This window comes from Dyella thiooxydans (assembly GCF_001641285.1).
Taxonomy (GTDB): Bacteria; Pseudomonadota; Gammaproteobacteria; order Xanthomonadales; family Rhodanobacteraceae; genus Dyella_A; species Dyella_A thiooxydans.
The window spans coordinates 3,176,924-3,201,738 of sequence record NZ_CP014841.1 but is presented as its reverse complement, the minus strand read 5'-3'; the positions used below and the strand labels follow the sequence as shown (position 1 = coordinate 3,201,738).

Sequence of the window (24,815 nt, the reverse complement as noted above, 5' to 3'; positions counted from 1 at the left end):
GCGCTGGATAGACGGCGCTAGCGCTGCACCATCAATGCGAACCAGCGCCAGTTGGGTACGCGCTCGGCAATCAGCTTGGCGCTGGTCAGCATCGGCACCGCCAGCAGCGCGCCGGGGATGCCCCACAGGAAGCCCCACAGCAGCAGCCAGATCAGGATCGCCACCGGGCTCACCCGCATGCGCCGGCCGAGGATCATCGGCGTCACCAGGTTGCCCTCAACCACCGTGATGCTGGCGAACACCAGCGCCGGCAGCAGTGCCTGGGTCAGCTCGCGGAAATTCATCATGCCGACCAGCAGCAGGATGGTGGCGGTGGTGATCGCGCCGACGTAGGGAATGAAGTTCGCGATCATCGCGATGCTGCCCCACAGCAGCGGGTCGGGCACGTGCAGCAGCCACAGCATGAAGGCGGTCACCGCGCCCAGCGTCATGTTGATCAGCGTGGTGATCAGGATGTAGTGCGAGACCTCGGTCTGGATGCTGCGCACGATGCTCACCGCGTGCCGCTTGTGGTGGAAGCTGGGGATGATCTCCACCAGCCGACGCAGCAGGTCGTCGCCGTAGATCAGGAAGAAGAACACCAGCAGCGTCACGGTCAGCACGGCGGCGAGCACCTTCGGCGCCGCGGCCAACACGTCCCAGGCGGTGACCGCCACCGACGCCTGCCGCGGCGGCTGCACGCGCACCGCGACCTGGCCGTTGACCAGGCTCTGGGTGGCGCGACTGGCCGCTTCCAGCGGTCGGGTGATGCCCTTGAGCTTGGGCACGAAATTGCGCAACGCGGCCGGCGCGTCGTGGAACCAGCCCAGGGCCGGCTGCGCCAGGGCGGTGGCGCCGGCGCCGATACCCCCCATCAGGGCGACCATCAGCAGACTGGCGCTGAGCCAGCGCGGCAGGTGGCACCGCGCACCGAAGGCGACGATCGGATTGAGCGCCACGCCGAGAAAGGCGGCGAGCACCAGTGGGATCAACAGCACCTTGATCACGACGATGGTGTAGAGCACCGCCAGCAGCAGCAGCGTGCTGAGGGTGAAACGGAGCGCACGGATGTGCCCGCGTGCCCCATGCGGGTCGCGGGAACGACGACGCTCGATCCGCGGCACCGACGGCAGCGGGGCCACGACCGGCAGGGGCGCAGACGACGGGGCCGGCGCCGGCTCGACGCCAGCTCCCGGCGCAGGGTCGGTATGGCTCATGGGGTATCCGGCGGGTCCTGATCGCCGCCGTCCGGGTCGACCAGTCCGTCCAGCCCGTTCTCGACCAGCAGGCGCACGCCCTGGGTCACCAGCGGCAGCAGGCCACTACCGAGCAGGGACCCCACCCCCGGCACCCGCAGCGGATGCACGTCGAGCTGACCCAGCACCACGCCCGCACCGGCCGCCACGCTCACGCTGGCGACCGGGTAGTCGCGCACGCGTTGCAGCAAGGCCTGCGCCGGCTCGTCCAGTTCGGCGCGCGCGGCACGGACCTCGGCCTGGGCGAGGCGGACCTTGGCGAGTCGACGGGTCACGCTCATGGAGAAGAAGTCCGAGAAGGATCGGTGGCAGCGGCATCCGCTTCGCGGGCCTTGGCCGCCGCGCTGCGCATCATCGCACCGAACTCGCCGCGCGTCGCCGGCAGGCTGAGCCAGTGCAGCGCTCGCCGGAACAGCATGATCGCCGCGGTCAGCACCGCGCCCTGCAGCAGCACCAGCACGGCGAGCGCCCACAGCCAGGAATCGAACCAGCGCGCCAGCGCCACGCCGATCAGCGCCAGCACGGTGAGGCCCAGGCCGACGCCGGCCACGGTGGCGACGAGGCCGAGCGCGAGCAGCAACGAGACCGCGCCTCGCGCCAGCGACAGCTCGGCCAGGAACAGCCGCCATTGCGCTCCGAACAGGTGTCGCACGGCACGGACGAGGCGCCCCAGTTCGTCCAGCAGGCGCGACGGCACCTCCGGGTCCGACGGGGTCTCGGCAGCGGCCTCGCCGCGCGGGGTCTCATCCATGCATCAGGTCCGGTGCGCGGGAAGCGGATCAGCGACGCAGCAGGCGGCCGAGCAGCCAGCCGGCGCCCAGCGCGATGGCCATCGACTGCAGCGGCTTCTCGCGGACGTAGTCGCGGGCCTGGTCCATCCAGTCCTCAGCACGGTCGCGGGCCTGGTCGTAGGCCTCGCGGCCGCGCTCACCGTACTCGGCGGCCTTCTCGGTGGCATGGGTGGCGGCACCGGCGGCCTTGTCGGTGGCGCGGTGCAGACCTTCCTCGACCCGGTCGGCGGCACGGTCGACCGCTTCCTTGGTGCTGGACACCGCGTGCGAGGTGGCCTGCTTGACGCGCTCGGCGCCTTCCTCGATGCGCACGGCGGCGTTCGGACGTTCGGCGGCAGAGCTGGCGATATCGGCGGGCTTGTTCATGGAGTGACTCCCGGGGCAGTGGATCGACGTGGCGAAGGGGACAGCGGAGCTACCTGGTGGCGCGGCGGAAGAAGGCCACCACGGCCAGCACCAGGAAGATCACGAACAGGATCTTCGCGATGCCTGCCGCGGCACCGGCGATGCCGCCAAACCCGAAGACGGCGGCAATGATGGCAATGACCAGGAAAACCAGAGCGTAATGAAGCATGGCGCAATCCTCATGGGGACGAATTGACGGTGGGCAGCTACTTGCCCGGTGGGGCCATTACTCCATACCGGACGCCTCGCTCACGTGAAGAAGTACCTGAATCACCTGAAGATTCAGTCACCCTTCCGACCCGCCCCCGGCCCATCGTAGGTCACCCGGTACACCGCGCCGGCCAGATCGTCGCTGATCAGCACACTGCCGTCGGGCAGCATCTGCACGTCGGCCGGGCGGCCCCAGGCCTTCTCGTCCTGCATGAATCCGGTCACCAGCGGCTCGTACGACAGCACCTTGTCCCCCTTCAGCCGCACCGTCATCACCCGATAGCCGGACTTCTTCGTGCGGTTCCACGAGCCATGCTCGGCAATCAGGATCGCGCCCCCGTAGCTGGCCGGGAACTGGTGCCCGGTGTAGAAGCGCATGCCCACCGAGGCGACATGCGGGCCGAGCTTGAGCGCCGGCGCACGGTAGTCGCTGCAGCGTTTGCCCTTGCCGAACTCCGGGTCGAGCGTGTCGCCCTGGTGGCAGAACGGAAAGCCGAAATCCTGGCCGATGCGGGTGACCTCGTTGAGCGTGTCGCTGGGCATGTCGTCGCCCATCAGGTCGCGCCCGTTGGAGGTGAACCACAGGCGCCCGGTGCCCGGCTGCCAGTCGAAGCCGACCGAGTTGCGAATGCCGTAGGCGACATCCTCCAGATCGCTGCCGTCGGCGTTCATGCGGGTGATCTTGGCGTAGGCCTTGCCGCGGTCGCAGACATTGCACGGCGCGCCGATCGGCACGTACAGCTTGCCGTCCGGACCGAACGCGATGAACTTCCAGCCGTGGTGCATGGCGGTGGGAAAGGCATCGCTGACCAGCTGCGGCGCGGGCGGGTCGTCGAGGTGGTTCTCGATATCGCGCAGCACCAGGATCCGGCTCACCGCCGACACGTACAGATCGCCATTCCTGAACGCCACGCCGACCGGCAGGGTCAGCCCGCTGGCGATCACCCGCACCTGGTCGGCCACACCATCGCCGTTGCGGTCGGTGAGCGCGTAGACCTTGCCGGCGTCGTTGGAGCCGACGAACACTGTGCCCTTCGCACCGATCGCGATCTCGCGGGCGTTCGGCACCTGGTCGGCGTACACGGCGATGTGGAAACCCTTGGGCAGGGTCAGCCGGTCGAGGTGGATGGCGGCGGACGCAGGCAGGGCGACCAGCGCCAGGAGGACGGCAAGCATGCGCATGGGACGATCCTCGGTGGGGGTACCGGGCCACCATATACCGGTCACGTGAAACTTCGCGACCGTTGCCGGCGGGCTCTGCTACCGTTACCGGCCTCATCGAGGGGCAGGCATGAGCGAACTGCAGGACCTCACCACGCTGGTGCGCGCCACGACGCCGCTGCTGGTGATCGAAACGGTGGACGAGCAGCGGGTGATCGACTGCTTCCGGCACGTCATCGCGCAATCGCTGCGCCCTCTGTGGCGCTGGACGATCACCGATGGCCTGGGCCGGCTGGATTTCGCCCACGCCGACCCGGACGTACCCCCGGACGTCACCACCACGCTGGAAGCGATCCGCAGCGCGCCCGATCCCGGCGTGTTCCTGCTGTTCGATTTCCACCCGCTGGTGCGCTACGCGATGAGCCAGCGCATGCTGCGCGAGATCGTGCAGCGGCAACGCTCGGCCGCCCACACGGTGGTGCTGGTCGGCGCCCGGGTGGAGCTGCCGGAGGAGCTGGAAGCACTCGCCCTGCGCGTGCCGCTGGCGCTGCCGGACCTCAAGGAACTGGCCGGCATCATGCGGGGCGAGGCGGCTGCCTGGCAGCGCGAACACGGCCGCCGGCTGGAGGTGGACAACGAGGCCGCACGCACCATCGTGCGCAACCTGGTCGGCCTGTCCGCCTCCGATGCGCGGCGCATCGTGCGCAAGCTGATCTACAACGACGGCGCACTCGGCCAGCACGACCTGCCCGAGCTGATGCAGTCGAAGTTCGAGCTGCTCAACCGCTCCGGCCTGCTGCACTACGAATACGCCACCGCCAGCTTCGCCGACGTCGCCGGCGTGCGCCGTGTGCGCGAGTGGGTGCAGCGGCGGCGCGCGGTGTTCCTGTCGCCCGAATCGGTGCCGATGCTCGACCCGCCGAAGGGTCTGCTGCTGCTCGGCGTGCAGGGCTGCGGCAAGAGCCTGGCGGCCAAGGCGATCGCCGGCGGCTTCAGCGTGCCGCTGGTGCGGCTGGACTTCGGCACGCTCTACAACAAGTACCAGGGCGAGACCGAGAAGAACCTGCGCGAGGCGCTGGCCAGCACCGAGCTGCTCAGTCCCTGCGTGCTGTGGATCGACGAGATCGAGAAAGGGCTGGCCGGCGGCGGCGAGGACGGCGGCGTGTCGCGCCGCGTGCTCGGCTACCTGCTGACATGGATGGCCGAGCGCAAGGCCAAGGTGTTCGTGGTGGCCACCGCCAACGCCGTGCACGAACTGCCGGCCGAGCTGCTGCGCAAGGGCCGCTTCGACGAGATCTTCTTCGTCGACCTGCCGACCGAGCCGGTGCGCGCGGAAATCTTCCGGCTGCACCTGGAGCGCCGGAAGCTGCCGGTGGAGAACTTCGACCTGCCCGCGCTGGCCAAAGCGAGCGAGGGTTTCTCCGGTGCCGAGATCGAACAGGCCATCGTCAGCGCGCTGTACGACGCCATCGGCGCCGACGCCACCCCGGACCAGGCCCACCTGCTCGCCGCACTCGGCCAGACCCGCCCATTGTCGGTGCTGATGCACGAGCAGGTCGACGCGCTGCGCCAGTGGGCCAGCGGTCGCTGCGTGCCGGCCGACTGAGTGTCGCCGCCGTCAGGCCGGCGGCAGCGGAAACACCAGCGTGACCACCAGACCGGGGGCCGCGTCGTCCAGCACCAGCGCGGCGCGGTGCAGCTCGGCGACCGAGCGCACCAGCGCCAGACCCAGGCCATTGCCTTCGGTGTGACGGCTGCGGTCCAGCCGCATGAACGGCTGCAGCACCTGCGCGTGCTCGTGCGCAGGGATGCCGGGGCCGTCGTCGCGCACGCCGGCATGCAGCTCGTCGCCGACACGCTTGAGCTCCAGGGTGATCCGCGTGCCTGGCGGGGTGTGGCGGATCGCGTTTTCGATCAGGTTGACGAAGGCCTGCACCAGCAGGCCTCGGTCGCCCGATACCGGCGGCTGCGGTGCGATTCGCGCGTCGAGGTGATGCCCTTCGGCTTCGGCCACGGCGGCATAGGCGTCGACCAGTTCCGCCAGCACCGCGGCGAGATCCACCGACGCGAAGCCGCTGCGCATCTCGCCCGACTCGATGCCGGCGATGCGCAGCAGCGCCTGGAACACGTCGAGCAGGCCATCGATCTCGGCCAGTGCGGCATCGACGGCCGCCTCGTGGGCCGCCGGGTGCGGCGGTGGGGTGCGCAACTGCTCGAGCCGGCGGCGCAGGCGGGTCAGCGGCGTGCGCAGGTCGTGCGCGATGTCGGCACCGAGCCGGCGCACGTCGGCGAGCAGCGAAGCGATGCGGTCGAGCATCTGGTTCACGGTGAGCGCGATCATGTCCAGCTCGTCGCCCGCGCCGCGCAGCGGCATGCGGTGGTCCAGGTCGCCATCACTGATCCGTTCCGCCGCCACCGACATCGCGCCGACCCGGCGCAGCAGCTGGCGTCCGATCAGCCAGCCGACCACCAGCGACACCGCCACGATCAGCGCCAGCGCGAGCAGGAAGATCCGCTCGGCCACCTCGCGCATGTGGCGGATGTAGTACGCGTCGCGTCCCACCACCAGCCAGCCGCCACGGTCGGTACGCAGGGTGTAGAGGGTGAGCAGGTGTTCGGCCGGGCTCGGCGCCAGCGAGGTGGCGCGCGGGGTGAGGCGGCGCTCGGACCAGCCTTCGCGCATCGGGCGATCGTCCAGGTTGCCGGCCAGCTTGATGCCGTTGCCGGCGTACAGCGCGTACCAGCGCTCCAGGCCGGCGCCGAGGATGATGCGCTCCTCGATCTCGGTGCTCAGCGCATCCAGCCCGCGCTGGTAGGACAGCAGCGCCAGGTCGCGCGCGTCGGCGACCAGCTCCTGTCGCTGCTCCGAACGCGCCTCGCGCTCGGTGCCCAGCCACAACACCGCCGCGGTGAGCAGCGAGGACAGCGAGAACATCCCGGCCAGGATCAGCGCCAGCCGGAATGCGCTGGTCTGCCTATGCCGGACCGGTCGGGAGCTGGAGGCGATAACCGTAGCCACGCACCGTCTCGATGAAGCTCGCGCCGCCGGCGTCGCGCACCTTGCTGCGCAGCCGCGACATGTGGGTCTCGACCACGCTGGTGCGGGGGCTGAAGTGGAAGTGCCAGACCTGCTCGAGCAGCATCGAACGGGTCACCACGTTGCCGGCATGGCGCATCAGGATGTCGAGCAGGCGGAACTCGGTCGGCGTGAGCTCCAGCCGTTCGCCGCGGCAACTCGCCGAATGTCGCGTCGGATCGAGCACCAGCGGGCCCCATTCCAGCAGCGGCGATTCGCGGTTCAGCGCCGGCCGGCGCGACAGCGCACGCAGCCGCGCCACCAGTTCGGCCATCGAGAACGGCTTGCCGAGGTAGTCGTCGGCGCCGGCATCCAGCCCCTCGATGCGCTGGTGGGTCTCGCTCAGCGCGGTGAGCATGATGATGCGCGACTGCACCTCCGCATTGCGCACCGCGCGGATGAAGCTGATGCCGTCCAGCCCGGGCAGCTTGCGGTCGACCACGATGCCGTCGAACGCCCCCTGCACCGCGAGCGCGAGCCCCTCGCGGCCATCGGCGACCGCGTGGGTGACATAGCCCTCTCCGTACAGCCCGCCATCGATCCACTCGCGGGTGTCCCGGTCGTCCTCGACGATCAGAATGCGCAAGGCACCCTCCGACTCGCTGCCGCCGGCAGGCACCTTGCGGTCGCTTCCGGCACGTGAATCCGTCACGTTAGGCGGCGAATATGACGCGCCGATGAAGTCCGCCACTCAGTGCGTCCCGGATGCCGGCAGGTCGGTCCAGCGTACGCCCGGCAGGGTCGGCGTACCCTGCTCGTGCACCGCCTGCAGGGCCTGCGGATCCAGCCCGAGCGCGGCCAGCACGGTCGGCGCCACCTGGGTGGTGGACACCGGCGCGTCCAGCCGGCGACCCGGCTCCGGCAGCATCGGGCCGGCCACCAGCAGGGCCACGTGGGTGTCGTCGGTGTCGAAGCCGCCGTGCTCGGCGCGCTTGCTGGCACCGGGCTTGTCGTAGATGACACCGGCCTGCGGGATCACGATCAGGTCCGGCGTGCGCACGTCATGCGCCGGCGACGGGAACAGCAGGCCCAGCGCCCGCCCCCACAGCACCCGCTCGATGCCCAGCCGCTCGCGGTCGGCCAGCAGGGTACGCGCGACGGTGCCGGTGGTGCGCTCGTCATGCAGCCAGACCAGCGCGCTGCGGTCCGTGGTGAGCTGGGCCGGTTCGCCGTCCGCGGCGGCGGCGATCACCGCGCGCAGCGCCTTGTTCGACACGTGCCGCAGCTGGTCCGGGTCGACCGGGCCGTTGCCGTGCTTGGCGGTGAGGATCACCAGGGTGCTGGCGTCGAGGTGACGCCGCGCCAGCGCGTCCATCAGCTGGCCGACCAGGGTGTCGACGTGGGTCAGCGCGGCGTCGAGCGAGGGGGTCGGTGTGCCGTCGGCGTTCTGGTAGCCGGCCAGTTTCTCCGCCACGTTCACGCTCTGCAGGTTGAGGCCGAACAGGGCCGGCACCGGCGCGCGGGTATGACCGTCGTGACGGTAGCCGTCCACCTCATGGATCACCGCCTGCATCTTGCCGGTGTCGTAGGTCTCGGTGCGGGCGATCGAGGCGGTGACCGCGTCGGTGTCCGGGTGGTCCTCGCCGTCGGTGCCGATCTCCGGCGTGTACAGGTCGGCCACGCCGTCGCCGGACGGACCCTGCACGATGGCGTAGGACGGATGCTTGTCGGCCCAGGCGGTATAACCGCCGCCGGCGCGCACCACGTTGAAGATGGTGTTCACCCGCAGGTACTGCCACGGATAGACCGGGCGGCAGCCGTGCGCCGGATCGCGCGGCAGCTTGCTGGCATCGATGCCCTGGCCACCGGGCGCGTCCACCGCCTCGTTGAACCTGGCGTGCGCACCGGTGGCGGTGCACGGGCCGGTCGGCGGCGCCAGCGAGCGGTCCCAGGTGTTGTCGTAGTAGACGCCGGTGGCCGCGGGCGTGCCGCCGGTCACCAGCGCCAGCAGGCCGGGGAACGAGTCGGCCGGCACCACCGTGTTGGCATGGGTGTACTCCACGCCCCGTGCCGCCAGCGCGGCAAGGTGGGAGTCCGGGTGGATCTCGATGTAGTTGCGCAGATCCAGCGCGTGCAGGCCGTCGACGCTGATCAGCAGCACGTGACGGATCGGCCCGCGCATCGGCGCGGCATGCAGGGAAGCGGCACCGGACAGCAACAGGGCCAGACCGGTACGGAACAGGGAAGCTGGACGCATGGAAGGGACTCATGGCACGGCGCGCGTCATGACCGACGCGCGCCCGGGAGAAAAAAACGGCCCGCCGGCGCGAACGCCGACGAGCCGCCGCGGAGACTCAGCGCAGGGGAACGTCGAACGAGAACGTCACGCTGCGCCCGGCCGGGGTGAAGAACAGCGGCACGCCACCGCCGGTGTAGCCGCCCAGGTCGTTGAGGGGGCGGTTGTCGGCCAGGTTGAACACCTGCAGGGCGAGCTTGCTGCCCTTGGGAAGCAGCAGTGCTTCCGGAAGCGTGTAGTTGACCGACAGCGTGGTCAGCGTGACCGGGGCGAAGCGGTACACGCCGATGGTGCTGCCGGCCGCGTCCTGGGCCAGGTCGCCGTACTGGGCGCCGGTGTACTTGGCCATCAGCGAGGCGTACCAGGCGCCCTGCCGCCAGATCACCCCGGTCGCCGCGGTGTACTTCGGCACCATCGCCAGCTGCACGCCGGTGCTGTTCTGCGTGGCCTTGTTGTAGCTGGCGTTGCCGTAGACGCTGAAGCCCTCGCCCACCAGGTAGCTGGCCTCGATCTCGCCGCCGCGGTACTTGGTGCCGCCGAGGTTGGAGAAGATCGTCTCGCCGGCGACCTTGTGCTTGGTCACCTGGTTGGTGAAGTTGATCGCGTAGACGTCGGCGGCCAGGTTCAGGCGGTCGCCCTGCCACACCGTGCCGAGCTGGTAGTTGGTGGTCGACTGCGTGCTCACGTTCTGGTCGGCCACGCGCGGGTCGGGCACGTAGAACAGGTTCTCGTTCGGCGCCAGGTAACCCTTGGCCGCCTGCAGGTAGGCGGTCCAGCCGTCGTTGATGCGGTAGTGCACGTCGATCGCCGGCAGCAGGTCCTTCCAGGTCTGCGCGTAGTCCTGCGCCGCGCCGACCTTCTGCTGCACCGGGGCGACGTCGTGACGGTGGAAGTAGACGTACTTCAGGCCCGGCGTGACGGTCAGCGCGTCGGTGACCTTCCACGCGTACTCCAGGTACGGCTGCGCGGTGAGGAAGGTGCCGTCGATGCGGCGGTCGGTGGCGGCCAGCGGGCTGGCGGCGTTGTAGGCCCAGCCGTTGCTGAAGTCGATCTCGGCCTTGTAGCGGTGGTAGAGCTGCTTGTTCACCCACAGGCCGTAGCGCAGCTCGCCCGGACCGAGGTCCTGGGTCAGGCGCAGCATGTCGCCCCAGTTGCGGTACAGGTTGTACATCTTCTGGCCGGGCACGTTGTCGGCCCCGTAGATCGTGCCGTTGGTGCTGCCCGCGCCGGCCGGGAAGGTGCCGTCACCGGCCGAGCCGGCCGGGCCATTGAGGCTGCCGTAATCGTAGTTGCCGCCGTTCGGGTCGTTGCCGTTCCAGCCGCGGTGGTAATAGGCGTAGGTGTAGAGCTTGTTGTCGACGGTCGCGCCGTCGAGGTCGCTGTGCACGCCGATGTACTCGAAGTCCGAGTTGATCGTGTCGCCGTTGTAGCCCGTGAAATCCTGGCTGTCCGGATTGCTGGACAGGCCGTAGTTGCCGCCCAGCTGCTGCATCTGGCCGGGCATGGTGCTGGTGAACGGCGGCGCGCCGTTGTTCACCGCCACGTACGGATACGAGGTGGCGCCGAGGATGGCCGCGTTGCTGCCCGAGTTCTGGTTGGTCATCGCCACCAGGGTCAGCTCGGTGTGGTCGCCGATCGGCTTGACCGCCTTGGCGAACAGGTTGCTGCGGTCCATGTTGGCGCCGGTGAGGTAGCCGTCCGACTTCACCTTGCGGTAGTCGATGAAGGCACGCAGGCCGCCGTAGTTGGCCATCGTGCCGGTGTCGAACGAGCCACCGAGCAGGCGCGTGGCAAAGCTGCCGTAGCTGCCGTAGACGTGCGCCACGGTGTCGGATTCCGGCGCGCGGGTGTTCATGCCGACGGTGCCGCCGAAGGTGGCATAGCCGACGGTGGAGGCATTGCCCGGGCCACGGTCGACGCTGATCGCGCCGAGGTCCTGCGACATGAAGTAGTCCGGCGAGTGGTGGGTGAAGTCGTTCGGATCACCTACCGGGATGCCGTCCATGGTCAGGTTGAACTCGCCGTCCTTGAAGCCACGGATGCTGAGGTCACGGCTCTCGGTGAGGCCGGAGCCGTTCGGCTCGTGGTCGCTCACGCTGGGCATCAACGCGATGGCGTCGGCGTAGGTACCGGTGGGGGCGGTGCTGTTGGCGATGAAGTCGCGATCCATCACCGACTTCGGCTGCGTGGCGCTGAGCGGCGTGGTGGCGGGCACCTGCTGCAGCGACAGCGTGTCGGCGGTGACCTTCACCGCCGACATGTCCTTGACCGGGTGGGCGGCGGCGGCGTCCGCCGCCGTGGCGGCGGTCGGGACAGTCGCGGTCGCGGTGGATGACGCCGCGTCGGTCGCCGTCGCATAGGCCGGCTGGTCGGCGGCGATCGTCACCATGGGCGCCAGCGCACCGGCGATGGCCATCGCCAGGGCGGTGGAGGAAGGAAGCAGTCGCAACGGCATGAGCAGAATCTCCGGGACGAAGGGAAAACGTCCCGGCCATGCTCTGGGCCGGCGATGGCGGCGGCTTTACCGAGAGCTGCCGATCACCGCTCGGAAACCTTACGAAACCGCAAGCCTGCTCAGGCGCCGCCGAGTGCCGACTCGATCGCGTCGGCGGCAGACGACGCACCATCCATGCCGCGCAGCATGCCGGCGGCGGCCTCGGCATGGGCGCGATGGCCGGCATCGAGCAGGGTGTTCAGGCATGCGCTGGCCGGACCGCTGCGATAGCGCGTGGCCGGAAGCACCTCGGCCACGCCGAGGCGCTGCAGGCGCGCGGCGTTGTCGTGCTGGTCGAAGCCGTGTGGCACCACCAGCGAAGGGACGCCGGCATGCAGCGTCTCGGCGCAGGTGCCGACGCCGCCGTGATGCACCACCGCCGCGGCATGGGCGAACACTGCCGCATGAGGCGCGTACTCCACGCAGAAGACGCCGGGCGGCAGGTCCCGCGGCAACCGTTCGCGCATCGCCGCCGAACCGGTGAACAGCACCGCGCGGCGGTCCAGCGCGACGGCGGCGGCCAGGCTCTCGCGCAGGAAGGACGCGTTGGCGTGCACCGCGGTGGAACCCAGCGAGAACACCAGCGGGGGAGCACCGGCGTCCAGAAAATCGGCCAGCGCCGGATCGAGCGCATCGGGCTGGACGTAGCGGGCAAAGCCGCACTGCCGCGTATGCGGCGGCCAGTCCGGCTGGGGCCGGCCGAGCAGCTCGGGGAACAGCGCCAGGTTGCCGCCGGGCGCGAACTGCCCCCGGTGGAACGGATCGCCGCGCGGCGATTCCGGCGGCAGCCCCAGCTCGCGCCGGAACGCCCGCACCTGTGCGGTCCAGCCGCGCGTCACCTTGCGCGACATCCGCTGCAGCAGGCGCCCGCGCGCGGGCGTGGCCTGGAAGAAGCGGTCGACCGCTGCCATCCCGGTGGCCGGCATGTCGTAGGCCGAGAGGATGCTGGCCGGCGCGAGTACGGCGGAAAGCCAGCGCAGGCGCCCCGCGGCCTCCAGCGTCTCGCCGAGGATCTGCCCGGCGAACGCCAGCGTGCTGGTGACCAGCAGGTCGGCCTCCTCGCACAGCGGCACCAGCCTGGCGTAGCTGTCACGCACGTCGGCGGCGGCGAAGTCGCGCACCACGAAGGCCGGGCCGCGCCAGGGATGGAAGGCCTTGGCGGTGAACGCCTCGCGGTCGTCCGGCTCGGGCATGCCGCTGGCATCGGCAAACGCCAGCCCGGCCCGCTCGATCGCCTCGCGATGCACCGGGTGGGTCGCCACCGTGACACGATGCCCGCGCCCGGCCAGCACCTGACCCACCGCGAGGAAGGGAAACAGGTCGCCGAGCGAGCCGACCGTGGCGAAGACGATGTGCCGGTCCGGGTCCATATCGATCCGATCGATGCCGAGTGGTCCGACAGCATAGCGACCCCGTCCGCGTTGACCGGAGTCGCACCGGCCCGCATGCTCGACGGCCCATCCCGATCCGTCCCCGCCATGAACGACCTTGCCCCGTTCCATCTCGCCTTTCCGGTGACCTCGCTGGCCAGCGCGAGGGCGTTCTACGGCGAGCTGCTCGGCTGCCCGGAGGGGCGCAGCAGTGAGGACTGGGTCGACTTCGACTTCCGCGGCCACCAGATCGTCGCCCATCTCGCGCCGGAGGAAGTACGCGCGGCCGCCGCGCACGACGTGGACGGCGACGCCGTGCCGGTGCGCCACTTCGGTCTGGTGCTGCCGATGGACGAATGGCAGGCGCTGGCCGACCGGCTGCGCGCCGCGGGGGTGCGCTTCGTGATCGAGCCGCACGTGCGCTTCGTCGGCCAGCCCGGCGAACAGGCCACCATGTTCCTGCTCGATCCCTGCGGCAACGCACTGGAGTTCAAGGCGTTCGCCGACCCGTCGCGGCTGTTCGCGAAGTAGTCGGCGATGGAGGCCGAAGACCTCAAGCGCCTGGTCACCGTGCGCATGCCCTATGGCAAGTACCAGGGCCGGCTGATCGGCGACCTGCCCGGCGCCTACCTGGCGTGGTTCGCGCGCAAGGGCTTTCCGCCGGGCCAGCTGGGGCGCCTGCTGGCGCTCTCGCTGGAGCTGGATCACAACGGCCTGCGCGGCCTGCTCGATCCGCTGCGCTGATCGCGCGGCGCCGATGGGCGTATGCTGCGCGCCCCCGCCCTGACCGCCGCCGGACCATGACCACCCTCGCCGACCGTTTCCAAGCCGCTGCCGACGCGCTGGCCGTGGATGGCTGGTGCGTGCTCGGCCAGCTGCTGCCGGCCGAGGCGACCGCAGCCCTCGCCGCCGAATGCGCGGCGATGCACACCGCGCACCGGATGACCCCGGCCCGCGTCGGTACCGGTCAGTCCGCCCCCGCGCTGCGCGGCGACCACACCCGCTGGTTCGAGATGAATGCGCTGAGCGCAGCGCAACAACCCTTCGTGGAGGCGATCGAGACCCTGCGCCACACGCTCAACCGCAGCCTGATGCTCGGGCTGGTGGAGAGCGAGGCGCACTACGCGGTGTATCCGCCTGGCGCGCGCTACGCGCGGCACCTGGACCAGCTGCGCGGGCGCGACGCCCGGGTGGTTTCGGCGGTGTACTACCTCAACGCCGACTGGGAGCCCGAGGACGGGGGCGCGCTGAGGCTCTACCTGGACGATGACCGCACCCACGACGTGCTGCCGCGGGCCGGCACGCTGGCACTGTTCCTGTCCGACCGCTTCGAGCACGAAGTCCTGCCGGCCACGCACGAACGCATGAGCATCGCCTGCTGGATGCGCCGACGGGAGCCCGGCGCACTGCCTTGAACGCTGGCCGAATCAGCCGGCGTCGGCCACTGCGTTGAAGCGGGCGGCGATGTAGTCGTCGGTGAAGCTGGTCATGTCCCAGCCGCGGATGAAGCCGCAGTGGCCGCCGTAGCGCGCGATGTCCAGCTCCACGTTCGACGGCAGCCGGAGCTGCTCGAAGGCGTTGACCGGGATCACGGGATCGTCGCGCGCGGTCATGATGGTGGCCGGGATGGTCAGCTCGCGCAGCGTCTCGCCGGCCACCGAATAGCCGTCCAGATAGGCTTCCAGCGAATCGAAGTCGGTGTGCCGCAGCACCAGCGCCTCGGTCAGGCCGCGCAGGTTCTGCTTCAGCTCGGCCAGCTCGAAATAGGTGTGCTGCGGGAACAGCGACTGCTTGACCTTCAGCGAATGGCGCCACTTCTGCATGAAGTAGGCCTGGTAGAACCACGGCGCCTGCTTCTCCAGCGAGAACAGGCCCTCGGCCGGATCGATGATCGGGCACACCGCCAGCGCATACGTGAGCGGGATCCCCAGCTTCGGCGCCTGCAGCGCGGCACGCAGCGCGAAGTTGCCGCCCAGCGAAAAGCCGGCCAGCGCCATCGGTCGGGCCGGCCAGCGCTCGGCGATCTCACCCAGCGCATGCGCCACTTCGTCGATGCGGCAGGAGTGGAACAGCGCCTCGTTGAGGTGATGGCTGTCGCCGTGGTCGCGGAAGTTCAGCCGGAACACGTCCCAGCCGTCGGCCAGCAGGCGGCTGCCGGTCTGCAGCACGTAGGTGGAATCGACGCTGCCTTCCCAGCCGTGGAAGAGCACGGCCAGGCCGCGCGCTTCCGGTCGCGCCTGTTGCGCGGTGAAGGCGCCGCTCAGCCGCACGTCGCCGCCGCCACTGACCATCACGTGCTCGGCCCCCTCGGCCACGGTGCGGGCACGTCGTGGCAACAGCACGCGACGCACGCCGCTGGAGGACAGCATGGTCTGCAGGTGGCCGCTGCGCAGCGGCCACGGCGGCTGGAAGTCGCTGCCCTTCGGTAGCGTCATGCGTGGGCCTGGCCCGCGGTGGCATCTTCCAGCGCGGCGGCAATGCGCTCGCGCGACAGCTCCGCCATGCGGCGGCGCGCATCGGGCGTGGCCGGCACCGGTTCGAGGAAGTGCACTTCCGCGTCCAGCGGTGCGCTGCCGAGCAGGCGCAGGAAGTTGGCCATGAAGCTCTCGTGCTCGCGGAAGCCGGCGTCGATCACCCGTCGGCCGTTCTTCGAGAAGCGCAGCGCCACCGGCTGCACGCGTACCTCGGCATCGAGCGCAGCCTGGAAGATGCGTGCGTGGAACACCTTCAGCACGCCGTTGTAGCCGGTGCCACCCTCGGGAAACACCGCCACCGAGCGCCCCTCGCGCAGGCGGTCGACCATCACCGCCATCACCGAGGTCAGCGAGTGGTTGGAGCCGCGGCGATGGAAGATGGTGCCGCCGTTGGCGGCCATCCAGCCGACCAGTGGCCAGCCGGCGATCTCGGCCTTGGCCACGAAGCAGGCCGCGCGCTGGCTGTGCAGCAGCTCGATGTCGATCCACGAGGTGTGGTTGGCGACGAACAGCACCGGGTCGGGCAGTGGCTGGCCGATCAGCACCGAGCGCAGGCCGAAAATGCGCATCAGCAGGCGCGACCACCAGTTGATCATGCGGTGGGCGAACGGCACGCGGCCGTTCTTCATCACCCGGTGCTTGTTCCAGCTGAGGATCAGCGAGCACAGCAGGATGCCCAGCACGATATGCCCCAGCAGCAGCGGCACGCGCCACAGGTAACGGATCGGCTGCCAGGGAGCGCGTTCGTGCGGGTGTGAGGTATCCGTACTCATCAGCCAGTTAGTTTAGCGTTAGTTCGCCGCAACGACATGCGTCGCAAGGCAGGGTGGGGGGCCGGTTCAGGCGCCGACCTGGCCCAGCGGCAACGAGGGCGAACGCTTCACCGTACGCAGCACGAAGCTGGAATTCACGTCGGCCACGCCAGCCGCAGTCAGCAGGCGATCGAGCAGGAAGCGCGAGAAATGCTCCAGATCGGCCACGTAGACATGCATCAGGTAATCCATGTCGCCGGTCAACGCGTGGCAGGCCACAACCTCCTCCCAGGCGTTGACCTGGCCGACGAAGCGTTCGATCGCCGCCGCCTCGTGCTTGGCCAGTTGCACGCGGACGAAGGCCTGGAGGCCGAGACCCACCGCCTGCGGATCGACCTGGGCGGCATAGCCGGCGATCACGCCCTCCGCCTCCAGTCGCTGCACCCGGCGCAGGCAGGCGGACGGCGACAGGCTGACCCGTTCGGCCAGTTCGGCATTGGTCACGCGGCCGTCGCGTTGCAGTTCGGCCAGCAGGCGCAGGTCGGTGCGGTCGAGGTTCGACATGCAATTTTCTTTCGTTTTTGACGCGATATCTCGGGTTTTGTTGCTGATATAACGACTTGTTCAGCAATAAAACAAGCCTCGTGCGCAGGTCTGTCCGTATGATGGTGCGCCAGCCATCCCTTTCCGGAGCCACGCCATGGAAAACGCCACGCCACGCCGGGTCGAGCACCAGCAGACCGATCGCGGCTACGTGCCGGTGTATGCCACCGGCGTCGTCGAACAGCCCTGGGACAGCTACAGCGCCACCGACCACGAAGTCTGGAACACGCTCTACCGGCGCCAGCGCGAGCTGCTGCCAGGGCGTGCCTGCGCCGAGTTCCTGGAGGGTGTCGAGCGCTTCGGCATGGGCGAGAACGGCATCCCGAAGTTTGCCGACCTGAACGAGCTGCTGGCGAAGACCACCGGCTGGCAGATCGTGGCGGTGGAGGGCCTGCTGCCCGACGAGGTGTTCTTCGACCACCTGGCCAACCGCCGCTTTCCGGTGAGCTGGTGGATCCGCAAGCCGGACCAGCTCGACTACCTCAGCGAACCGGACCTGTTCCACGACCTGTTCGGCCACGTACCGCTGCTGCTCAACCCGGTGTTCGCCGACTACATGCAGGCGTACGGCCGCGGTGGCATGAAGGCGTTCGGCATCGGCCCCGAAGCGCTGATGAACCTGACGCGCCTGTACTGGTACACGGTGGAATTCGGGCTGATCAACACGCCGGAGGGCCTGCGCATCTACGGCGCCGGCATCGTCAGCTCCAAGGGCGAGTCGATCTACTGCCTGGACTCGGCCGCGCCCAACCGCATCGGCTTCGGTCTGGAGCGGGTGATGAACACGCGCTACCGCATCGACACCTACCAGCAGACCTATTTCGTGATCGAGGGCTTCGAGCAACTGTTCGACGCCACCCGCCCGGACTTCACGCCGATCTACCAGCGGCTGGCGGCAAAGGCACCACACGCGGCCGGCGACGTGCTGGACAGCGACCGCGTGTTCAACGTCGGCACCCGCGAGGGCTGGGCGACCAACGCCGATACCTGAAACAGGCCGCGCTCAATGGCGCATGGCGGCCTGTCCATGCGCGTCCACCCACGGCTTCACGATGCCGATCCACAGCGCGTAGCCGCTGCGGTTCATGTGCAGGCCGTCCGGGCGGAACCACTTGTCTTGGGGCTGGCCGTCCGGACCGAGCATCGGCGTGAAGATGTCCAGATAGCTCACGCCCGATTGCGTGGCGGCCCAGTCGCGGATCTTCTCGTTGGCTTCGCGAATCTGCGGCAGCAGCGCCTTGCGCGCCATGCTCGGCTTGATCGCGATGAAGGCGATCGGCACGCCTGGATCGACCGCGCGCGCCTTGTGCACGAAATCCTGGAACTCCTTCAGCACGAAGGCCGGGCTGTCACCGGCGGCGATGTCGTTGTCGCCTGCGTACATCACGATGGCCGACGGCTTGTACGGGGCCAAGATGCGGTCGGCGAAGTACGTGGAATCATTGATCTCCGAGCCGCCGAAACCGCGGTTGATCGTGCGCACCTCGGGGAAGTCGCTGGCCAGCGTGGTCCAGAAACGGATCGAGGAGCTACCGATGAACAGCACCGCGCCCGGTGCCGGCGGCTGTGCCCGGTCGGCCGCTTCGAAGGCGGCGATGTCCTTGCTCCAGATCGTGTGGTCGTTGGCGGCATCGCGCTCGTGGGCGATCCCCAGTGCGGGCAGCAGGGCGAGCAGTGACAGCAGTATCCAGCGGGGCATGAGGGTCTTCCTGGCCGGTCGGGGAATCCGAACCCTAGCGCGCGCGAGGCAACTCCGACACCCTCAGCACGGTGGCGATGCGCGCGCCGTCCCAGCGGTACACCAGGTGCTCGGACTGCACGCAGGGGGCCAACAGGTCGGGATAGAACACCGCCGCGCACTCGCCGCCCGGATGCCGCACGCTGTCGTAGACGATGCCATTGGAGCCGTCCGCGCGCAGCGTGCGCGCCAGCGCCACGCTGGGGCCGTAGTCGTCGGCATCGTGCATCTGCGGCCAGCCGCCGCGCAGGTCGTGCAGGCGGCCGGTGATGCTGGTGCGGTAGCAGCGCATCGGGATCTCGCACGGCGGCTCGGCCGTCGCCGCGAGGAAGCGCTCGCGGTGGTAGACCGTTTCCTCCACCGCCGTGGTCACGCTGTGCCCGGCGTAGAACACGCCCCAGCTGCCGTCGGAGAAGCGGCTGCCTTCCGGGTTGAGGTGGGTGAACGCGGCCATCACCGGCGTGCTGCCCGGCCCGCTGATGCGGCGCGTCTTCGGCACCAGCTTCAGGGCGTCGGCCTCCTCGCGCAGACGCGGATTGGTCAGCGCCTCGATCGCGAACACCGCGTCGAGATCGGCTGGATCGGCGATGCGGTCGAACAGCCCGACCGGCGGGAAACGGCTGGGCACGATGCGATAGGCATGGCTCCAGCGGATGCGCTTGATCGGGGGCATCTCGGCGGTCACGTCGGTGCTCGGCAGGGACTCGGTGAAGGGACGTCGGAAAGGCTGGCAGCGCGGCGTCTCCCCGGTCGCGACCGGCGCCACGGCACGGTTCACCCGCGCTGCGCATCCAGGTACTGGCGCACCACGAACAGGTCCGCCACGTTGCCCGACAGCATCCGCTCCAACGCCGACTGGCCGCCGAACAGCGCCGCCTGGTTCGGCCGCCGCAGCCAAGCGTCGGCCTGGGCCGGATCGGGAAACAGGATCTGCAGCGCCTTGAAGATGCCCAGCAGGTAGCTGATCCGCTCGATCACGTCGCGTCCGGGACTGCCGTCCTGCTCGCGCTTCCACTTGTAGAACGTGGACTCCGGCGGATCGCCCAGCAGCTTGCGCTGCTCGGCCACCCGCAGCTTCCACACCTCGGCCAGCCGGAAAAAGCTGCGCAGGGCGGGGCCGCCGAGATCGGTCAGGGGCAGGATCGCCGTTTGCGGACTGGAAACCATACGATGTTCCTGTATAGAGCTTATATGCAATTTACTCCACATATGAAGTCATGAACACCGGACCCGCACGGGGCATGCCGCACGCCGTTCAGGCGTGTCATCGCCGGACGATGACCCGAAAACAGGCATGCGCTCACAGCGCCAGGGATTTTCCATCGCCTACCATGCTTCCCCACGGATCTGGCCCGCGGGCCGGATCATCCCCTGCAAGGAACCAGGGAGACTCCATGCCAAGGAAGCACACAGCGCTTGCCCTACTTCTGGCCATGACCGGATGGCTGCCGATCCGGTCGCAGGCCGCAACCGCACCGGCGACATCGACCCGTGCCACCCGCCCGGTGTCGACGTCATCGACGCGGGGCACCCACGATCGTCTTTTCGTTGCGCTGTTCGATTGCAGCTGGAAACAGGCGCGCAAGGGACCCACCGAGCCCACCACCGTAGCGTGGATCCACCAGCAGCTGATCCGGGGTACGTCGCCCAGGTCGATTGGCACCGGTTACGTAAGCACGGACTGCGCCCACGACAATTGGCTGACCCTGGACAAGCATGGCGAAGCGTTTGCCGGCACCCGCCTCGCCGCCATGTACAAGCAGCTCTCGGTGCGGTCGGAAGCGTGGCTCAGGGAGGACCCCGATGCCCGGATCAGCCTGCTGATCGTCGGCGGCAGCTGGGGCGCCCTGCAAGGCGCCGAGTTCACGATGATGGTCGACGTGCTGGGGTTGCATTCCCCCGCGGGTGAAGTTCTTGTGCCGCCGCACCGGACAGCCCAGGCGCTTGCCCTGCTGGCCCCCACCGGCTACCTGCCGCCAGAGCTGCACCTGCCGCCCTCGGTGATTTCCGGCTTCCAGCTCAGCGCGACGGACGAGAAACGCCCTGATTTCCAGTCGCTGCCGATCCTCGGTAAAGGCCGCTCGAGCGACGGACGCTTCCTCAGCCTGCCTGTTCCCGGCTCGCTTTCGGACGTCTGCGGCGGCTACCGCCTGAATGGCCTCTCCATACGCGCGGCCAACCTGCTGATCGAATACATCAATCGGCTCAGCACCACGCCACTGCTCAGCGAGCAGCCCGAGCCGGACGACCCGCGGATGAATGTGGTGCATCGTTCGGAGGAGGAGGGCACGTGAAGTCTTTCCGTTCCACAGGCTGGGCGTCGACGGCGGCCACGCAAGCGAGGTCCATTGAAATGCCGGATGTTCCGGATCGTGCGTCGCACATCCGCGTGTCCGGGATCGGGGGTACCGCAAGCCAGGGATCGGGATGGATTCGCGCATCGCTCCCTTCCAGACCGGCCTGCAGGTCGGGCACCTTCTCGCCAAGTTCGCTCTCCTGAGCCAGCAGGTGCCGGCGATCGTGCGGCAGTCGGCGGACGGCTCGCTGCACGCGCTGCCGGGATTGGTGATGGACCGTCTGGGCGGTGGCCTGGAACGGCCGGTGCAGGACTACCAGCAACGCCTGCATCGTGCCGGCGGCGAACTGGAGACCGCAGCGCTCAAGCTCGGTGGACAGATCGAACGGCTGCAGCGACTGCATCGCCTGCTGCTGTGGAAGACGGTCGCCGCCGTGGCAGTCTGCCTGGCTCTGCTGCTGGCCGGCGGTGCGTGGCTGTCGCTGCACTATACGGGTGTGATCGAACAGAACCGGCTCTCGGCCGAACTGCTGCAGGCCTACAACCGCGCCGACGTCACGCTGTGCGACGGGCGCCTGTGCGCCAACGTCGAGACCCGCGGCAAGCGCTACGGCGAGCGCGGCCAGTACGCCCCGGTCGCACCCCGCTGACGTCGCTCACCGCGGACCATTCAACCGGCCGGCCTGGACTTGCAGTCGCAGCCGTAGTCCGGCTCCGGGCCGCCGTCGGCGATGAACCGGTCGATGCGCTTCTCCAGCACCGGCAGCGGCACCGAGCCGATCTGCAGCACGGTGTCGTGGAAAGCGCGCAGCTTGAACTTGTCGCCCAGCGCCTGCTCTGCCTTGTGGCGCAGCTCCAGGATCTTCAGGTAGCCGATCTCGTAGGACAGCGCCTGCGCCGGCCAGCTGATGTAGCGGTCCACCTCGTTGGCGATCTCGCGGTCAGACAAGGCGGTGTTCTGGGTCAGGTAGTCGATCGCCTGCTGCCGGGTCCAGCCGTCGTGGTGGATGCCGGTGTCGACCACCAGCCGGCAGGCGCGCCACATCTGGTAGGTGAGGTAGCCGAATCGCTCGTAGGGCGTGTGGTAGATGCCCATCTCGTTGCCGAGGTGCTCGGCGTACAGCGCCCAGCCCTCGCCATAGGCGGAGATGTAGCCGTCGCGGCGGAACGCCGGCTGGCCGTGCTGCTCGGCGGCCAGGGCCAGCTGCAGTGCGTGGCCGGGCATCGACTCGTGCAGGGTCAGTGCCGGCATGTTGTAGAGCGGGCGCGACTTCAGGTCGTAGGTGTTGACCAGGTAGGTGTCGGCGCCGCCGCGGCCGGAGGTGTAGTACGGCGCGATGTCGGCCGGCACCGGCTCGATCGCAAAGCGCTGGCGCGGCAGCCGGCCGAAGAACTTGCCGAGCTGGCCATCGACCTGCTTGGCCACCCAGGCCGTGCGCATCAGCAACTCGTCCGGGGTCTTGGCGTAGAACTGCGGGTCGGTGCGCAGGAAATGCAGGAACTCGGGAAAGCTGCCCTTGAAGCCGGTCTGCTTCATCGTCTGAAGCATCTGCGCGTGGATCTTCGCCACCTGCTCCAGGCCCAGCTGGTGGATCGCCTCGGGATCCAGGTCCAGCGTGGTGTACTCGCGGATCTGCTGGCGGTAGAACGCCTTGCCATCGGGCAGCGCCTCGGCCGCCAGAGTGGTGCGCGCCTGCGGCATGTATTCGTTGCGGAAGAACGCCAACAGCTTCTGGTAGGCCGGGATCACGTCGTCGCGCACACGCCGCAGCGCCTCGCCCTGCAGCGCCTGCGCCTGGTCGGTGGAGAAGCTGTCCGGCAGGTGCTTGAAGGGTGCGTAGAAGCTGCTGTCGGTCGGATCGGCGAGATCGGCCACCGCGGCGATCGATACGTCACGCCCGTCCAGCACCGCCCGCGGCACGCTGAAGCCGCGCTTCAGGCCAGCGCGCATGTTGGCGATCTGCTGGTCGAAGTAGGCGGGGATCTGGCCGAGACGATCCAGGTAGTGCTCGTAGTCGTCGACGCTGCGCAGGTGGTCGTCGTGCAGTTCGTAGCCGATGTCGCCCCAGAACGAGGAGTCGCTGTTGAACGGCATCTGCCAGATCTTGAAGCGCTGGTCGGCCAGCAGGTTGGCGATCTGCGCGTGATAGACCTCGTAGTTCACCCGCTCGCCGGGCGACAGCGCCTGCAGGTCGATCGCATCCAGGTCCTTCAGCACCTGCTGCCAGCGCTCCAGCCTGGCCTGCTGGGTCGCCGCATCGACGCTGTCCAGGCGGCCGTCGCCGGGGATGGCCTCGCCCGAGCTGCTGATGCCGCTCTGCCCGGTCCGCCATGCCCATTCCTGCGAATAGATCGCATGGAAGCGGGCATCAGCATCGTTTGCCTGTGCGCCGGCCATGACGGGGACCAGGCCCAGGACCGCGGCCAGCAGGCCGCCCAGCAGGTACTTCATCGAGACGTTCCCTCCGCGGATCAGTCGACGATCTTCGCAGAGATTGCGCGCAATGCCAGCGTCAATCCATGCCGGCGTAGTAACTGCGCATCGCCGTGAGGTAGGCGTCGAGGTTGTGTTCCGGGCGGTCGGCGAAGCATTCGCCGGTCTCGCCCAGGCCGGCGATGCGGTCCGGCCGGAAGTTGCGGAAGTCCCGGCGCAGCCGGCACCAGGTGCCCAGGGTCCAGGCACCGCCCCAGAACGCCAGGCACAGCGGCTCGACCTCGCGATCGCTGGAGCGCCCGGCCTCGTCGCGATAATCCAGCCGCAGCACGTGCCGGCCCTCGATCGCCGCGTGCAGCCGGTCGATGCGGGCGGCAAACGTGGCCTGCGCCTCATCGCGCCAGACCGGGGCGTAGATCCGCGTGCGCGAGGAACGCTCGCGCAGCTCGGGCGGCAGCACCGCCTCGATCTTCATCAACGCGGCCTGGGCACCAGCCGCCAGGCGATCGCCGGCGAAGGCGCGCACGAAGCGCGTGCCGACCACCAGCGATTCGAGCTCGTCGGCGGTGAACATCAGCGGCGGGATGTCCGCGCCCTTGCGCAGCACGTAGCCGACCCCGGCCTCGCCCTCGATCGGCACGCCGGACAGCTGCAGGTCGGCCACGTCGCGATAGACGGTGCGCAGCGAGACGCCCAGGGTGTCGGCCAGCGAACGGGCCGGCAGCGCGGTGCGACGCCCGCGCAGGGCGTGGATGATGAGGAACAGGCGGTCGGCACGGCGCATCCACACATCATGCCCTGCCCCCGGTCGCAGCGCCTGCGACGTCGGTCATGCCGGTCGGCGCGGATTCCAGCCCGGACCGACCGGCGACTCATGGCTCAACCCTGCTGCGCGGCGTAGCCGGCGTCCTTCGCCAGCGCCCGCTGCATCGCCGGGCGGGCCAGCACGCGGTCGATGTAGCCGCGGATCACCGGATGCTCCGGCACCAGCTGGAACGTCGTGGTCCAGTTCAGCGCGGTGCCCCACAGCACGTCGGCCGCAGTGAAACGCTCGCCGAACAGCCAGGGACCGGTCGCCAGCTGGGCGACCAGGGTGTCGTAGACCTGCTCCCAGCTGCCGTACGGCGAGGTCGACGGTGGCGCCGGTTCGCGCTTCATCGCGCGATCGACGATCGCCGGCTCGAAGCACGAGCCGTAGAACACCAGCCAGCGCAGATAGGGGCCACGCAGCGGGTCGCCGATCGCCGGCGCCAGCCCTTTCTCCGGATAGAGATCGGCCAGGTAGATGAACACCGCGGGCTGCTCGGCGACCAGCGCACCGTCGTGGACGATCGCCGGCACCTTGCCCATCGGGTTGATCGCCAGGTACGCCGGCGCGCGCTGGGTGCCGGCCTTCAGGCTCAGCAGGTGCAGGTCGTAGTCCACGCCCAGCTCCTCGAACAGGGCGAGCGTGCCGCCGGCGCGGGTGTGCGGGGCGTAGAAGAAGCTGACGCGGGGCGTGGTCATGGCGGGCGATCCCTCGTGGTGTTGGCTCGACGAT

Annotated in this window: 27 protein-coding genes; 7 read left to right on the top strand and 20 right to left on the bottom strand. The window is 69.2% G+C overall.

Annotated elements, in window-relative coordinates; genetic code table 11:
- Positions 1–17: 17 nt before the first annotated feature.
- The 6 genes from ATSB10_RS14545 to ATSB10_RS14525 form a co-directional block, all read right to left on the bottom strand.
- A complete protein-coding gene (locus ATSB10_RS14545; RefSeq protein WP_063673475.1) occupies positions 18–1,196 on the bottom strand; it encodes an AI-2E family transporter in 1,179 nt (392 codons plus the stop codon).
- Positions 1,193–1,516, bottom strand: coding sequence for a hypothetical protein (locus tag ATSB10_RS14540; RefSeq protein ID WP_063673474.1), 324 nt, complete (start codon positions 1,514–1,516; stop codon positions 1,193–1,195). The genes ATSB10_RS14545 and ATSB10_RS14540 overlap by 4 nt, the downstream gene beginning before the upstream one ends.
- On the bottom strand, positions 1,513–1,986 hold the full coding sequence (locus ATSB10_RS14535; protein WP_063673473.1) for a hypothetical protein: 474 nt from the start codon (positions 1,984–1,986) through the stop codon (positions 1,513–1,515). Before ATSB10_RS14535 ends, ATSB10_RS14540 begins: the two co-directional genes overlap by 4 nt.
- A gap of 28 nt (positions 1,987–2,014) precedes the next feature.
- Complete coding sequence (locus tag ATSB10_RS14530) at positions 2,015–2,392, bottom strand: ElaB/YgaM/YqjD family protein (RefSeq protein ID WP_063673472.1); 378 nt, start codon at positions 2,390–2,392, stop codon at positions 2,015–2,017.
- Between the two features lie 49 nt (positions 2,393–2,441).
- Positions 2,442–2,600, bottom strand: coding sequence for a DUF1328 domain-containing protein (locus ATSB10_RS19045; RefSeq protein ID WP_083966238.1), 159 nt, complete (start codon positions 2,598–2,600; stop codon positions 2,442–2,444).
- Positions 2,601–2,713: 113 nt separating this feature from the next.
- Positions 2,714–3,823 (bottom strand): PQQ-dependent sugar dehydrogenase, encoded by a 1,110-nt coding sequence (locus ATSB10_RS14525; RefSeq protein ID WP_063673471.1) that lies wholly within the window; start codon positions 3,821–3,823, stop codon positions 2,714–2,716.
- A 109-nt stretch (positions 3,824–3,932) separates the two neighbouring features.
- Between ATSB10_RS14525 and ATSB10_RS14520 the strand changes: the two genes are divergently transcribed.
- Positions 3,933–5,408 (top strand): AAA family ATPase, encoded by a 1,476-nt coding sequence (locus ATSB10_RS14520; RefSeq protein ID WP_063673470.1) that lies wholly within the window; start codon positions 3,933–3,935, stop codon positions 5,406–5,408.
- Between the two features lie 12 nt (positions 5,409–5,420).
- On the opposite strand, the gene ATSB10_RS14515 is transcribed toward ATSB10_RS14520, so the two are convergent.
- The 5 genes from ATSB10_RS14515 to ATSB10_RS14495 form a co-directional block, all read right to left on the bottom strand.
- Complete coding sequence (locus tag ATSB10_RS14515) at positions 5,421–6,821, bottom strand: sensor histidine kinase (protein WP_063673469.1); 1,401 nt, start codon at positions 6,819–6,821, stop codon at positions 5,421–5,423.
- Complete coding sequence (locus ATSB10_RS14510; protein WP_063674513.1) at positions 6,778–7,464, bottom strand: response regulator transcription factor; 687 nt, start codon at positions 7,462–7,464, stop codon at positions 6,778–6,780. Before ATSB10_RS14510 ends, ATSB10_RS14515 begins: the two co-directional genes overlap by 44 nt.
- A 105-nt stretch (positions 7,465–7,569) precedes the next feature.
- Positions 7,570–9,075 (bottom strand): alkaline phosphatase family protein, encoded by a 1,506-nt coding sequence (locus tag ATSB10_RS14505; protein ID WP_157469273.1) that lies wholly within the window; start codon positions 9,073–9,075, stop codon positions 7,570–7,572.
- A 97-nt stretch (positions 9,076–9,172) separates the two neighbouring features.
- Positions 9,173–11,569 (bottom strand): TonB-dependent receptor, encoded by a 2,397-nt coding sequence (locus tag ATSB10_RS14500; RefSeq protein WP_063673468.1) that lies wholly within the window; start codon positions 11,567–11,569, stop codon positions 9,173–9,175.
- Between the two features lie 119 nt (positions 11,570–11,688).
- Positions 11,689–12,978, bottom strand: coding sequence for a glycosyltransferase (locus ATSB10_RS14495; RefSeq protein ID WP_063673467.1), 1,290 nt, complete (start codon positions 12,976–12,978; stop codon positions 11,689–11,691).
- A 108-nt stretch (positions 12,979–13,086) separates the two neighbouring features.
- Here ATSB10_RS14495 and ATSB10_RS14490 point away from each other — a divergent pair, with 108 nt between their 5' ends.
- Genes ATSB10_RS14490 through ATSB10_RS14480 form a run of 3 tightly spaced genes read left to right on the top strand, consistent with a single transcriptional unit; the run spans position 13,087 to position 14,393 of the window.
- Entirely contained in the window at positions 13,087–13,509 is a 423-nt protein-coding gene (locus ATSB10_RS14490) for a VOC family protein (RefSeq protein ID WP_157469271.1), read from the top strand.
- Positions 13,510–13,515: 6 nt separating this feature from the next.
- A complete protein-coding gene (locus tag ATSB10_RS14485; protein WP_063673465.1) occupies positions 13,516–13,722 on the top strand; it encodes a DUF3820 family protein in 207 nt (68 codons plus the stop codon).
- A 56-nt stretch (positions 13,723–13,778) separates the two neighbouring features.
- On the top strand, positions 13,779–14,393 hold the full coding sequence (locus tag ATSB10_RS14480) for a 2OG-Fe(II) oxygenase (RefSeq protein WP_063673464.1): 615 nt from the start codon (positions 13,779–13,781) through the stop codon (positions 14,391–14,393).
- 12 nt (positions 14,394–14,405) lie between these two features.
- Here ATSB10_RS14480 and ATSB10_RS14475 read toward each other — a convergent pair whose 3' ends face one another.
- The 3 genes from ATSB10_RS14475 to ATSB10_RS14465 all read right to left on the bottom strand — a co-directional run bounded on the left by ATSB10_RS14475 (position 14,406) and on the right by ATSB10_RS14465 (position 16,768).
- Positions 14,406–15,413, bottom strand: a complete 1,008-nt coding sequence (locus ATSB10_RS14475; protein WP_063673463.1) for a YheT family hydrolase — start codon at positions 15,411–15,413, stop codon at positions 14,406–14,408.
- Positions 15,410–16,225: a lysophospholipid acyltransferase family protein gene (locus ATSB10_RS14470; RefSeq protein WP_063673462.1), complete on the bottom strand. Its 816-nt coding sequence runs from the start codon at positions 16,223–16,225 to the stop codon at positions 15,410–15,412. Before ATSB10_RS14470 ends, ATSB10_RS14475 begins: the two co-directional genes overlap by 4 nt.
- Positions 16,226–16,291: 66 nt before the next feature.
- On the bottom strand, positions 16,292–16,768 hold the full coding sequence (locus ATSB10_RS14465) for an Lrp/AsnC family transcriptional regulator (RefSeq protein ID WP_063673461.1): 477 nt from the start codon (positions 16,766–16,768) through the stop codon (positions 16,292–16,294).
- A gap of 136 nt (positions 16,769–16,904) precedes the next feature.
- Between ATSB10_RS14465 and phhA the strand changes: the two genes are divergently transcribed.
- Positions 16,905–17,798: a phenylalanine 4-monooxygenase gene (gene phhA / locus ATSB10_RS14460; protein ID WP_063673460.1), complete on the top strand. Its 894-nt coding sequence runs from the start codon at positions 16,905–16,907 to the stop codon at positions 17,796–17,798.
- 12 nt (positions 17,799–17,810) lie between these two features.
- Here phhA and ATSB10_RS14455 read toward each other — a convergent pair whose 3' ends face one another.
- The 3 genes from ATSB10_RS14455 to ATSB10_RS14445 all read right to left on the bottom strand — a co-directional run bounded on the left by ATSB10_RS14455 (position 17,811) and on the right by ATSB10_RS14445 (position 19,712).
- A complete protein-coding gene (locus tag ATSB10_RS14455) occupies positions 17,811–18,506 on the bottom strand; it encodes an SGNH/GDSL hydrolase family protein (RefSeq protein WP_017461624.1) in 696 nt (231 codons plus the stop codon).
- Positions 18,507–18,540: 34 nt separating this feature from the next.
- Entirely contained in the window at positions 18,541–19,230 is a 690-nt protein-coding gene (locus ATSB10_RS14450) for an RES family NAD+ phosphorylase (RefSeq protein WP_100243667.1), read from the bottom strand.
- A gap of 89 nt (positions 19,231–19,319) precedes the next feature.
- Positions 19,320–19,712: an MbcA/ParS/Xre antitoxin family protein gene (locus ATSB10_RS14445; RefSeq protein WP_063673459.1), complete on the bottom strand. Its 393-nt coding sequence runs from the start codon at positions 19,710–19,712 to the stop codon at positions 19,320–19,322.
- A 227-nt stretch (positions 19,713–19,939) separates the two neighbouring features.
- Between ATSB10_RS14445 and ATSB10_RS14440 the strand changes: the two genes are divergently transcribed.
- Together ATSB10_RS14440 and ATSB10_RS14435 are read left to right on the top strand one after the other, a co-directional pair.
- The gene (locus ATSB10_RS14440) at positions 19,940–20,839 is read left to right on the top strand and encodes a hypothetical protein (RefSeq protein ID WP_157469269.1); all 900 of its coding nucleotides are present in this window, start codon (positions 19,940–19,942) and stop codon (positions 20,837–20,839) included.
- 133 nt (positions 20,840–20,972) lie between these two features.
- Positions 20,973–21,491, top strand: coding sequence for a hypothetical protein (locus ATSB10_RS14435; RefSeq protein ID WP_063673457.1), 519 nt, complete (start codon positions 20,973–20,975; stop codon positions 21,489–21,491).
- Positions 21,492–21,511: 20 nt separating this feature from the next.
- Here ATSB10_RS14435 and ATSB10_RS14430 read toward each other — a convergent pair whose 3' ends face one another.
- The 3 genes from ATSB10_RS14430 to ATSB10_RS14420 all read right to left on the bottom strand — a co-directional run bounded on the left by ATSB10_RS14430 (position 21,512) and on the right by ATSB10_RS14420 (position 24,781).
- Positions 21,512–23,293 carry a DUF885 domain-containing protein gene (locus tag ATSB10_RS14430; RefSeq protein ID WP_063673456.1) on the bottom strand — a complete coding sequence of 594 codons (1,782 nt, stop codon included), beginning with the start codon at positions 23,291–23,293 and terminating at the stop codon, positions 21,512–21,514.
- Positions 23,294–23,354: 61 nt separating this feature from the next.
- Positions 23,355–24,059 carry a helix-turn-helix transcriptional regulator gene (locus ATSB10_RS14425; RefSeq protein ID WP_063673455.1) on the bottom strand — a complete coding sequence of 235 codons (705 nt, stop codon included), beginning with the start codon at positions 24,057–24,059 and terminating at the stop codon, positions 23,355–23,357.
- Positions 24,060–24,154: 95 nt separating this feature from the next.
- Positions 24,155–24,781: a glutathione S-transferase family protein gene (locus ATSB10_RS14420; protein ID WP_063673454.1), complete on the bottom strand. Its 627-nt coding sequence runs from the start codon at positions 24,779–24,781 to the stop codon at positions 24,155–24,157.
- Positions 24,782–24,815 lie beyond the last annotated feature (34 nt).